This is a genomic window from Pseudoduganella violacea, from assembly GCF_014191875.1.
GTDB lineage: Bacteria > Pseudomonadota > Gammaproteobacteria > Burkholderiales > Burkholderiaceae_D > Rugamonas > Rugamonas violacea_A.
This window is the reverse complement of sequence record NZ_JACHXD010000030.1, coordinates 19,194-29,211: the sequence shown is the minus strand read 5'-3', so window position 1 is coordinate 29,211 and position 10,018 is coordinate 19,194. Positions and strand designations below refer to the sequence as shown.

General features: G+C 58.4%; 12 protein-coding genes. 4 read left to right on the top strand and 8 right to left on the bottom strand.

Going from position 1 to position 10,018, the window contains the following annotated elements; translation table 11 throughout:
• Nucleotides 1-231: 231 nt before the first annotated feature.
• From FHS03_RS27390 to FHS03_RS27370, 5 genes are read right to left on the bottom strand one after another with little or no spacing between them, the layout of a single operon-like run.
• Nucleotides 232-1,503, bottom strand: a complete 1,272-nt coding sequence (locus FHS03_RS27390; RefSeq protein WP_183444072.1) for an alanine racemase — start codon at nucleotides 1,501-1,503, stop codon at nucleotides 232-234.
• Between the two features lies 1 nt (nucleotide 1,504).
• Complete coding sequence (locus tag FHS03_RS27385) at nucleotides 1,505-2,911, bottom strand: D-arabinono-1,4-lactone oxidase (protein WP_183444071.1); 1,407 nt, start codon at nucleotides 2,909-2,911, stop codon at nucleotides 1,505-1,507.
• Nucleotides 2,908-3,225, bottom strand: a complete 318-nt coding sequence (locus FHS03_RS27380; RefSeq protein WP_183444070.1) for a c-type cytochrome — start codon at nucleotides 3,223-3,225, stop codon at nucleotides 2,908-2,910. The genes FHS03_RS27385 and FHS03_RS27380 overlap by 4 nt, the downstream gene beginning before the upstream one ends.
• A gap of 10 nt (nucleotides 3,226-3,235) precedes the next feature.
• Complete coding sequence (locus FHS03_RS27375; protein WP_183444069.1) at nucleotides 3,236-4,120, bottom strand: TorF family putative porin; 885 nt, start codon at nucleotides 4,118-4,120, stop codon at nucleotides 3,236-3,238.
• A gap of 51 nt (nucleotides 4,121-4,171) precedes the next feature.
• Nucleotides 4,172-4,561 (bottom strand): DUF2147 domain-containing protein, encoded by a 390-nt coding sequence (locus tag FHS03_RS27370; protein ID WP_229426470.1) that lies wholly within the window; start codon nucleotides 4,559-4,561, stop codon nucleotides 4,172-4,174.
• A gap of 183 nt (nucleotides 4,562-4,744) precedes the next feature.
• Between FHS03_RS27370 and FHS03_RS27365 the strand changes: the two genes are divergently transcribed.
• Together FHS03_RS27365 and FHS03_RS27360 are read left to right on the top strand one after the other, a co-directional pair.
• Nucleotides 4,745-5,350: a TetR/AcrR family transcriptional regulator gene (locus FHS03_RS27365; protein ID WP_229426469.1), complete on the top strand. Its 606-nt coding sequence runs from the start codon at nucleotides 4,745-4,747 to the stop codon at nucleotides 5,348-5,350.
• Nucleotides 5,351-5,445: 95 nt separating this feature from the next.
• The gene (locus FHS03_RS27360) at nucleotides 5,446-5,928 is read left to right on the top strand and encodes a hypothetical protein (protein ID WP_183444066.1); all 483 of its coding nucleotides are present in this window, start codon (nucleotides 5,446-5,448) and stop codon (nucleotides 5,926-5,928) included.
• A 4-nt stretch (nucleotides 5,929-5,932) separates the two neighbouring features.
• On the opposite strand, the gene FHS03_RS27355 is transcribed toward FHS03_RS27360, so the two are convergent.
• Together FHS03_RS27355 and FHS03_RS27350 are read right to left on the bottom strand one after the other, a co-directional pair.
• A complete protein-coding gene (locus FHS03_RS27355; protein ID WP_221208279.1) occupies nucleotides 5,933-6,928 on the bottom strand; it encodes an acetoacetate decarboxylase (ADC) in 996 nt (331 codons plus the stop codon).
• Nucleotides 6,929-6,950: 22 nt separating this feature from the next.
• Nucleotides 6,951-8,186 carry an NADH:flavin oxidoreductase/NADH oxidase family protein gene (locus tag FHS03_RS27350; RefSeq protein WP_183444065.1) on the bottom strand — a complete coding sequence of 412 codons (1,236 nt, stop codon included), beginning with the start codon at nucleotides 8,184-8,186 and terminating at the stop codon, nucleotides 6,951-6,953.
• A gap of 331 nt (nucleotides 8,187-8,517) precedes the next feature.
• Between FHS03_RS27350 and FHS03_RS27345 the strand changes: the two genes are divergently transcribed.
• Both FHS03_RS27345 and FHS03_RS27340 read left to right on the top strand, forming a co-directional pair.
• The gene (locus tag FHS03_RS27345) at nucleotides 8,518-8,931 is read left to right on the top strand and encodes a MerR family transcriptional regulator (protein ID WP_183444064.1); all 414 of its coding nucleotides are present in this window, start codon (nucleotides 8,518-8,520) and stop codon (nucleotides 8,929-8,931) included.
• Nucleotides 8,932-8,943: 12 nt separating this feature from the next.
• Complete coding sequence (locus FHS03_RS27340; protein ID WP_183444063.1) at nucleotides 8,944-9,369, top strand: GNAT family N-acetyltransferase; 426 nt, start codon at nucleotides 8,944-8,946, stop codon at nucleotides 9,367-9,369.
• A gap of 4 nt (nucleotides 9,370-9,373) precedes the next feature.
• Here FHS03_RS27340 and udk read toward each other — a convergent pair whose 3' ends face one another.
• Nucleotides 9,374-10,015: a uridine kinase gene (gene udk, locus FHS03_RS27335; protein ID WP_183444062.1), complete on the bottom strand. Its 642-nt coding sequence runs from the start codon at nucleotides 10,013-10,015 to the stop codon at nucleotides 9,374-9,376.
• Nucleotides 10,016-10,018 lie beyond the last annotated feature (3 nt).

Sequence of the window (10,018 nt, the reverse complement as noted above, 5' to 3'; positions counted from 1 at the left end):
TCAAATCGAACGGAAATATGCTTGATCGGCTCATAGTTCCACCTTTTTTGCGCACCAATCTCGCTAAAAGGGTGAATTGATCAGCGCTTCCCTAGCTCTTCCCGTCTTGGTATGCTAAGAATACCATCTTATGTTGATAGAATATATACCTTAAACTATCATAAGCTATGGAATGCGCCGGAGTGTATTTCACCGACCACTGATGGCATCGAGTTTGCATAACTCGTATTTTCAAATGTGAGACTCCAGCACCGGCCAGCGGCATTCGACCTTGCCGCCACGTATGCCGACCAGATCGCCGAACTGCAGCAGCACCGCTTCCGACTGTGTCGGCCGCAGGAACAGGAAATCATCGGGGGCGAGGGTGACGCCTTTTGCAGCGAGATAGCCTTCCTGGTTTGAGCTGGTGTATAGGCCCGCCTTGCTGACGCCGGCCGGCGATTCAGGATCGGCCAGCCAGTTGCCGCCGTAGGCGAACAGGATGTCGGCGCTATTGCTGTTCCAGGCGACCATCGGGCCGCTCAGCCATTCCATGGTCGGAACGCCGGTGTTGGCGTGGCGCTTCAGGACCGGTGTGGCAATGAAGGCGGCGGGTTCGAAGTCGGCCAGGACGGGCAGGTCGTAGTGGGAAGGTTTCAACAAGGCGGTGCCGACCGAGATGTCGTTGAGGTGCGAGCCTGTCTCGTGGTGGCGGAAAGTCGGGCTGCCGGCACCGTTGAAGGTCAGCGGCCCTTGGTGCAGTTGGGGGAATTCGCGCGCCAGCATATCGACGAAAGCCGCATAGCGGGCTTTGACCTTTGGCACTTCCCGTTGGGCGAGCATGCCGGGCAGGCCCATGATGTGCGCGTCGTAGCCCATGAAACCGGAGAACGCCAGCTGTTCGGGATTGGCGGCAATGACGCGCAGCACCTGCGCGGCCGCTGCTGGACCGGTGAAGCCGCCCCGGTGCAGGCCGACGTCGATTTCCAGATTGATGCGCAGGCGCTGTCCTTGTCCTTTCGCCCATTGCAGATATTGCGCCAGCCGCGCATCCGAATCGACCAGCCATTGCAGCTGCCGTGACGGGTCGAACGGCCCCTTGTGCTGCTTGTAGAAGGTGTCGACGGCCGCCACGGGCATGGGTTTGCCGAGCAGCAGATCGGACTGCGGCCGAAGCTGTGCCAGCTCCTGGATGAAGGGGCGATGAAATACCATCACCGATTCGGTTCCCGCGCGCTTGGCGATGTAGTCGATCAGCGCCGGACTGGGGACGGACTTGGCGACAATGCGGAAAGTACGCGGCGTTCCGGTCTTGGCGGATTTGATGACGCGATCGATATTGCGGTCAAGCCGGTCCAGGTCAATCAGAAGCACAGGCCTGTCGATGCCGTTCTTGCGCAGCAGGGTATTGAGTCCGGCGAAGTAGGGCGAATGTCCGCCGCTGGATTCTGCAGGCCTGGAGAAGGCGAGAGCGGTGGCGGCAGCGGCTGTGCCGCCAAGCAGTAGGGTGCGGCGTGAAACCATCTCAAGCTCCGAAAATATGTTTCAGGTGGGTGTTGAGCATCTTCCCCTGAGGGTCGAGTGAACGGCGGACTTCGTGGAAGTCCTTCCAGTGCCTGGAATACAGCGGCGCCAGGCGGGCGGCGTCGAGCGTATGGATCTTGCCCCAGTGCGGCCGGCCTTTGTATTTCCAGAAGATTGGCTCGATCTCGGCGAAGTAGAGCCGGTAGTCGGTATCGCCGAACTGGTGCACCGAAATGGACGCGCCGGGCTGCCCCTCGAACATCGACAGCCAGATATCGTCCGCGCCGACGTGCCGGTATTCCAGCGGAAAGCACACTGGGATCTTCTTGTCGCGCATCGTCTTCAGGATTTCGCGCACGCAGGCCGGACCCGATTCGAGCGGCACCGTGTATTCCATTTCGCGGAAGCGGACCACCCGCACATGCGGAAACACCTTGTAGGATGGACCGGTGTTGATGGTTGATCCGGCGCCGCCCAGCAGGGTTTTCAGGAGCCAGTCGTAGACGGCGCTGGAATTGGGCATCCAGCCCACCGCGTTGAAAATCTTGCGCAGATCGAGAACGACCTGGGGATCGTCTTCCCCGGCCTTGCTGTCGCCTGGTTTGGCCAAATCGGTCGCCACCGTTACGCAAAAATCGGAATGCGGCAGCGGCAGGAATTCGAAGTGCCGATGCTGGGCCATGCGCTTGTCCAGATCGGCCAGCACATCTTCCGTTTTCTCGATGCGGTTAACTTCGGTGAGCTGGAAGGCCGCTTGGTTCTGCATCCGGATGCGGGTGGCGATGCCCAAGGCGCCAAGCGATGCGCGGGCCGCGTTGAAGATCTCCGCGTTCTGCGTGGCCGAGCAGTCCAGCAGCTCGCCGCTCGGCGTTGCCAGCGTAATGCCCGCAACGTAGTTCGACATCGAACCGAAACGCGGCCCGGTGCCGTGGACCGAGGTGGCGATGGAACCGGCCAGCGAGGGGTAGTCCATATCAGGCATATTGACCAGCGCCTGGCCGACGCTCTCCAACAGCGGGCCGACATCGTGCAGCCGCGTGCCGCCCCACAATTCGGCTTGCAGCGTTTGCGCATCGTGGCTGGCCAGGCCGCTCAGCAAGTCGGTGGCGACCAGCGTATCGTTGGTCGGTACCACGCCGCTGAAGGAATGGCTGGAACCCACGGCCCGCACCACGCCCTTGGCCTGGCGCAGGATATCGACCACTTCCGATTCCGAGGCTGGCCCCAGGCGCTGCGCGGGAAGGCAGTGCTGGTTGCCCGCCCAGTTCACCCAGGGCAGCGGCTTACCCAGTTCATAAGGCACCGGCATTTGCGGTTCGGAGGAACGGGACACGCAGCCCGGCAGCAGCGTGGCGGCCATGCCTGCCGCTGTCGCTTCAAGAAAACGGCGTCTACTCGTTTGCGTCATTGTTTCTCCTTCAATCCGGCCACCATGCGCACCAGCACGCGCAGGTCGGCTTCATCGCAGGCGGCGCAATAGCCGGCCGGCGGCATGCCGCGTATGCCCTGGATGGCGTTGCGCAGCATGGCTTCCTCGCCCTGGCGCTTGCGGTCCTTCCAGTCCTCGGGGCGGCCCATCAAGGGCGTGCCGGTGTTTGGCCGGACGTGGCATTGCACGCAGTTGTTCTGCAATAGCTTGATTTGGCGCTCGGTCGGTTCGGCCTGCGCGCCGAATGCCGCGGCCAGTCCTAGCGCGGCGGCCGTGATGAATCTGATTGTCATGACCCTATCCTCAGAAGCGGCGCGTTACGGACAGCATCAGCTTGTCCTTGTCGGTGGCGCGCACCTTGTTGCCGTCAATGGCCAAATAGAGTTCGCGCACCTTGTTGCGGGTCATGACCCAGTCGGCATTCCATTCGAAGCCCCATTGCTTGCGTGTCAGGCCAACACGGTAATCGTTGAAATTCGCTTCGGAGAAGTTGGCGACGCGTTGCCGGCCAGCGTGCAGCGTGAGCGTGGTGGCCGGGGCGATGTCGGTTTTGTAGGTCAGGTCGAAGAGCAGGGAGCCGCGCGAATTGTGATCGCCGCGCGCATAGCATTCGAAGGCAGGAGTGGGATCGGCGGAAAACTGCAGCAGCGAGCCGCAGACGCCGCCGGTATCGGCGCCGCGATACGTCTTGGAGATGACATCGAGAAGGCGGCCTTCGACATTGCCGTAGCCGAATTCGAACAGGGCGAAGCGGCTGTTGTAGCTGGTGCTGCGAACTCCGGTTGGAGTGAAGTCCGCCATATCGAAACCATGCGGCGCCTCAAACCTCGCGCCCGGGAACAGTTCGGCCGCCAAACCAACGCCGAAGTGCCAGGCTTCAGGGTCGCCGAAGCGGTAGCCGCCGCCAATCGTCACGTCGATGCCGCGGCCGTTCAGGAATTGCTTCTTGCTGACGTTGACCACTTCGACGATGGCGACCAAGCCGCTTTCGTGCGCCAACTGCAGTCCCAGTTTTGCCGCAGGCCGCATCAGTGAATCGGAAAGGCCGCGCGTCCGCAGATCGGTGAAGACGGTGACGTCGGTATCGAGCGCGTAGGACGCGACTTCACGCTCGGCGGCGTGCGAGGTGGGGGAAAAAAGGGCGAGCGAAGCCATTGCCGCCAAAACGGCGGTGGAAGTGTGACGCATGGGAGTCTCCGTTTGTTTTTTGTTTTGGTGCGACGAAACTGCGACAGCTGATTATTTTTTGCAGACCGGCGTGGCCGGCAAGGCATCGACGTGTGTCATCTGCTCGGTCTGGCCGAGCACTTCGACGCCGACGAAAGCGCGCATCTTGAGGATGCGGTCCTTGACGCGCAGCGTGCCTTTATAGGTTTTCTTGTCGCGCGGGTCGTAGATCCAGCCGTCGCGCCAGGCCTCGCCATCGTAGCGGTTGAGCTGGGCGATCTGTTCGCCGCAGGTGTCCTTGGCGGTGCCGGCATCCTTGTCCCAGACGATGCGGCCGCAGAGGGAGTTGGCGCGGTCGGGACAGGCGTTGAACTCGATGACCGCATCCTTCTCGGCGGTGAGCCACAAGCCCTTGGCTTCTTCTGGTGGGGCGGCGAACGCGGCGCCGGCACTGGTACACATCCAAATTGCAAGCAACTTTTTCATGTCTCCTCCAGTTTTGGTAGTTTTAACTATCGTATAGTTATGACTATCGTTTAGCAACAATTTTATTCATGGGATAATTCATCCCCATCACGTCTTCAACTTTTTCGACACATGGCTACTCGCAGCACCAAACGTAACCCCAGCCTGGCAGCCAAAAAAATGCCCGCGCAGCAGCGCGGCACGGAAACTTACGAACTGATTTTGAAAGCGGCGGCCGAGCTGCTGGCCGACGTCGGCATCGAACGCCTGTCGACGAATATGGTGTGCGAGCGGGCCGGCCTGACGCCGCCGGCGCTGTACCGCTATTTCCCGAACAAGTACGCCTTGCTGTGCGAGTTGGGCAAGCGCCTGATGGACAAGCAGAATGAGCTAATTCCGCGCTGGATCACGGCGGAGGTGCTGGCCGGTCCCGTGCCGGCGATTGAAGAAGCGCTGGCAGGCCTGCTGCTCGAAACCTACGCCGTCACGGAGGAGATGCCCGGTGGCGTCTGGATCTTGCGCGCCTTGCGCGCGGTGCCGACCGTGCAGAACATCCGCCTGGATTCGCATGCGATGGTGGCGGAGGCGCAAGCGGGCCTGCTGGCCGAAGCCTTTCCGAACGTGCCGCAGGAGGAGCTGATGCTGGCCGGGCGCGTGGCCATCGATATGATCTACGCCGGCGTGGAGTTGCTGTTCGACGTTCCGCTCAATCCGCAGCAGGTGGCGAAAGTCTCGGCGGCGATGGTCGCCAGCTATCTGCCGCGGCTGGCGGCCCGTCAGGCGTAGCAATTATGCGAAGTGCTTTATTCCTTGTTTTTTCGATCCTGTGGGCGTCGTCAAGCCCAGCTCAAGTCTTGCTTTACTCCGAGACAGAGCTAGACTTGGACGGAAAAATTGAACCCCCGGCAGGCGTGGTGAAGCTGATTCTCCAAAGCGAGCAGGAGGATACCGCACAGCTTAGAGAGTGCCTGCAGGACAAGGGGCTGAGGAAGAACGCCATCGGTAAATTGTTTATAGCCAAGGCAATTCAACTGAATGATGATGGCTTAAGCGACTATTTTGTTCGACCCGCCTTGGAACCCCATTGCTCCGCATTCTATGGAGCACACCTGTTCAGGTATTGGTTTGTCACGACGCACAGAAAAAATGGGAAGATTCTCTATAAGATTATGCTTAAAGGTGGGGGGGATGGAGTGCGCGTTTTGAATACCGTAAGCAAGGGCCACCGTGACCTGGAACTGATCGGACACAATGCTGTTGAGGAATACACGTCCACGTGGAATTTCGATGGAAAACAGTACCAAAACACGCGTTGTCGCAAACGTAGGTTCACCCAGGATGGCGGTGAAATCTCCGCTTGCTAAAATACTACTGCTTCGTGAAAAAATCACTCAAGGACTTGGGCGCGTACAGCGCGCTTTGGAATTCCGGCACATATTCATACTTCAGCATCTTCCCCATTTTCAGCGATTTGAGGTAGGCCGAAAAACTGCCATCATTTAGTTTCAGATCGACGGAGTCCGAGCTCGTACTGGATGCGTAGCTGAGTTGCCGCGAAAGGGCGTAGCCGTATGTCAGTTGGCCTTCCTTGTCGAGGTTCGTGAAGCTGCCTTTTACGACTTCGGCCTTATGCGAAAGGTCGCTCAGCTTTTTGCCTTCAAAGACAAAGTCCACCTTGCCGGTTTCGCTGTCGTTCACCACGAAGGACACGGCTTTGTCGCTTTCCTTGTACTCGATGCCGGTCAGCCATTTGGGCAGGTTGTAGCCCACCACGCCTCTCACCCTTGCCAGTTCGGTATTCACCGGCAGCTTCAGCACATAGCCCCAGAAATCGCCGGAGGAGGATTGCCCCAGCAGCGTGAACGGGCCGAAGCTGGATTTGCCCGGCTTGTTGGTCACAATGGAGAGCGAAATCTCGTTGTAGCTGTCGTTGTCGCAGTATTGGTAGGTATAGGCTGTTAATGCCACTACACCGCGCCCCGGCCAGACTTGGAGCGGCTGCACTTCTTTCAGAATTTTCTCCGGCATCAGCTCGCGCAAGCGGCCAATGTCTGCCGTAAAGACGGCGGTAATTTTGCTGTTCTTGTAGTAGAAGTTGGGGGAGTAGGATTCGAAACCGATATCTGCTTTCTCTTTCTTCAGACCCTTGAACCAGCTGAGATCGACGTCGGGCGCTTCGGCCGCAATGACGGACAGTGGCGGATTTGAGCGGTAGCGGTCGTACAAGCCGCCGGCGACGACCGGCACCTCATGGCCGCCGATATTGATCAGAACCTTGCTTTCAGCCGCGTTGCCGGCCCAGGACGGCGCTGCCAAAGCGCTTAAAACCAGTCCACAGACCATCGTCATCTTCTTGATATTCATGCTTAAACCTTTCTACTGATCGTTAGGCCGCGACGAGGGCGTTGTCCATCCTGCGGCGGTAGTTTCTGTTCTGAATCCTGGTTTGCAGGCGCTGTTCAAGCAGCGCCAAAACAGGCAGGACGTTCGGGTTGGTGCCTTTCCCTTTGCTGAGACGCCGCAGCTGGTACTTCACCATCGCCATGTGGGCGGCGGATGCCATCATCTTGTTTTTCCAGGTAACGGCGCGCAGCAAGGCGGTTGCAGACCGGTCCGAGCGCCATTCGCCAGGCAGGTTGGGATTGAGCGCAAGCGCCGTGCCCATGCCGGCCATATCGATACCGCTGCTTACCTGCTCCGCGACCTGATAGCGCCGGATGCCGCCAGTGACCATGACTGGTATTTCTGCAACGGTGGCAATGTCCTTGGCGAATTCGAGAAAGTACGCTTCGCGCGCCAGCGTGCGGCCATCGCGGGCTTGTCGGTGCATTGCTGGCGCTTCGTAGCTGCCGCCGGACAGCTCGATCAGATCCAGCTTTAAAGGGTTGAGCAGGGCGACGACTTTTTTCGCGTCGTCGGAGCTGAAGCCGCCGCGCTGGAAGTCGGCCGAGTTGATCTTGACCGAGACGGCAAAATCCTTGCCCACGGCCTGCCGCACGTCCCTGACGATGTCGATCAGCAGGCGGGCGCGGTTCTCGATGGCACCGCCCCAGCGATCGCTGCGCTTGTTGGTGATCGGGGACAGGAACTGGCTGATCAGGTAGCCATGCGCGGCGTGAATCTGCACGCCGTTGAAGCCGGCCTGTTTAGCCAGCTGCGCGGTTCGGACAAACCGGCGCCTGACGTCGGCAATGTCTTCTTCGTTCATTTGGCGCGGCTTGGAAAACTGGCTGGATAGATTGCCAAGGTCCATCGCGACAGCGGATGGCGCAATGGTTTCCTGGCCAAGAGCGGCCGGCATCTGGCGCCCTGGATGGTTAATCTGCATCCAGATTTGCGCGCCTTGAGAGCGGGCTGCCTTGGACCATTGTTTAAAGCGTTCGATGAATGCTTCGGTTTCGAGGACAACGCCACCCGGCCCGGTCATGGCCCGGCGGTCGATCATCACATTTCCGGTGATGATCAGGCCGACGCCGCCGTCGGCCCAAGATTGGTATAGCTTGATCAGATGATCGGAGGGGGCTTGGTGTTCGTCGGCCATGTTCTCTTCCATGGCCGCTTTGGCAAGGCGATTCCGGATGACGCTTCCATTGGGTAAGGTCAGTTCGCTAAAGGGATTCATTGCTATCTCCTGGGTTGGAATGACCCCACGATAAGCTTAAAGTTCACTTTAAGGTCAAGCACTAAAAGCAGAAATTTTGCATCTTCTTCTGCGCTTGACATTGAAGTTAGCTTTAAGCCTATAGTTGCGAAGTAAGTCCCACTACCCTGATTCCGTTCCGCAGTTTTACCGTCACTGACGGCCGCATTATCACCGGTCAGAATCCTGGATCGAGCAAGGAAGTGGCCCAAGCCCTGCTAAATGCCCTTGGCGGCAGGGATTAGCTGGAGAAAAGAAGACATTGCGGCGATTTTTTGTGTTTGGTCTTAAAATCGCCGGGGAGGGAGGTTCAATGAAAATCGGCGAATTAGCCAAACGTAGCGGCCTGGCGGCATCGACTATCCGCTTTTATGAGTCCAAGGGCTTGTTGAAAGCCGTAAGCAGGCTGTCGAATGGCTATCGGGAGTATCCGCTTGAGGCGGTAGCGCTGCTGGCGATCATCAACGACGCGCAAAAGGTCGGCTTTTCACTTGAGGAAATCAAGCAGGTACTGCCGGAAGACATTTCTTCATGGCGGCACGATGAATTGATCGCTGCGCTGAAAAAAAAGATTGCGGATATCGAATCGCTGGAGATCCGACTGGCTCAAAACAAGGCGCATCTGCGCTCCTTGATCCAGCTTATCGACTCCAGGCCTGACGATATTGATTGCAAGGACAATGCAGTACGAGTCATGACAAGCATGGGAATTCCCAGTGCTAAATAGGAAGGGGAAAATTTGAAACAGAACGTTATAGTTATCGGTGATAAGGCTGACCCCGAATTCGAGAAAGTCATCGGCAAGGGCTTGGATGAATTCAATGAACTAAAAGCGGGATTAAGCGATCGACGTCCCCTGAGCGTGATTGTCAGGGACCCCGATAGCGATGAGATACTGGGAGGCGCCGTCGGCAGAACCTCCCTTGGCCTGGCGTTTCTGGACCTGTTCTACTTGCCCGATACCCTGCGTGGTTCGGGATTGGGCACCCAAGTCCTGAAAGCGTTTGAAGACGAAGCACGCGAACGCGGTTGCGGTTCCGCCGTGCTCTACACCATCAGCTTCCAGGCACCCGGATTCTACGAAAAAAACGGCTGGATCAGGTTTGGCGAGGTAAGCTCTGGCCGCGAAGGAATCAGCCGTATCTTTATGTCTAAAAAGCTGTAGCAGATCAGGGACGCGGCAATTGGCCGATGATGCTCGCTACCTTGGTGGTGATGATATCGACGGCCGGCCCATTCGCGCCGTGCGGCAGGATTACGTCGGCGTGGCGCTTGGTTGGCTCGATGAATTGCTTGTGCATCGGACGTACCGTTTCCATATACTGGGTGACGATGCTTTCCAGCGAGCGGCCGCGTTCGGCAACATCCCTCTGCATGCGGCGGATGAAGCGCACGTCGGGGGCTGTGTCGACAAAGATCTTCAGCGACATCATTTTGCGCAAGTCCGCGTTATACAAGGTAAACAGCCCTTCGATCACGATGACCGGGGCTGGTTTAACGGGAATGGTCTTGTTGGAGCGGTTGCTGACTGTGAAGTCGTACACCGGCATCTCGATTGTTTGTCCATTGCGCAAGGCCTGGACATGCTGTATCAAGAGTGGCCAGTCGAAGGCCTGCGGATGGTCGTAATTCTGCTGGCGGCGAACCTCAAGGGTGAGGTCGGATTGATCGCAGTAGTAGTCGTCCTGCATCACGACCGAAACCATATCTGCGCCGAACGAAGCTAACACTTGCTGGGATACCGTGGACTTGCCACTGCCGCTGCCGCCAGCGACACCAATGATAAACGGGGGAGGGGAAATTTCATTCATACC

Excerpts from the sequence above, each read along its gene's own strand:
- udk (WP_183444062.1), bottom strand. The coding sequence starts at position 10,015 with ATGAATGAAATTTCCCCTCCCCCGTTTATCATTGGTGTCGCTGGCGGC.
- FHS03_RS27380 (WP_183444070.1), bottom strand. The coding sequence starts at position 3,225 with ATGACAATCAGATTCATCACGGCCGCCGCGCTAGGACTGGCCGCGGCA.
- FHS03_RS27370 (WP_229426470.1), bottom strand. The coding sequence starts at position 4,561 with ATGTGTACCAGTGCCGGCGCCGCGTTCGCCGCCCCACCAGAAGAAGCC.
- FHS03_RS27390 (WP_183444072.1), bottom strand. The coding sequence starts at position 1,503 with ATGGTTTCACGCCGCACCCTACTGCTTGGCGGCACAGCCGCTGCCGCC.
- FHS03_RS27350 (WP_183444065.1), bottom strand. The coding sequence starts at position 8,186 with ATGAATCCCTTTAGCGAACTGACCTTACCCAATGGAAGCGTCATCCGG.
- FHS03_RS27385 (WP_183444071.1), bottom strand. The coding sequence starts at position 2,911 with ATGACGCAAACGAGTAGACGCCGTTTTCTTGAAGCGACAGCGGCAGGC.
- FHS03_RS27345 (WP_183444064.1), top strand. The coding sequence starts at position 8,518 with ATGAAAATCGGCGAATTAGCCAAACGTAGCGGCCTGGCGGCATCGACT.
- FHS03_RS27355 (WP_221208279.1), bottom strand. The coding sequence starts at position 6,928 with ATGAATATCAAGAAGATGACGATGGTCTGTGGACTGGTTTTAAGCGCT.
- FHS03_RS27365 (WP_229426469.1), top strand. The coding sequence starts at position 4,745 with ATGCCCGCGCAGCAGCGCGGCACGGAAACTTACGAACTGATTTTGAAA.
- FHS03_RS27375 (WP_183444069.1), bottom strand. The coding sequence starts at position 4,120 with ATGCGTCACACTTCCACCGCCGTTTTGGCGGCAATGGCTTCGCTCGCC.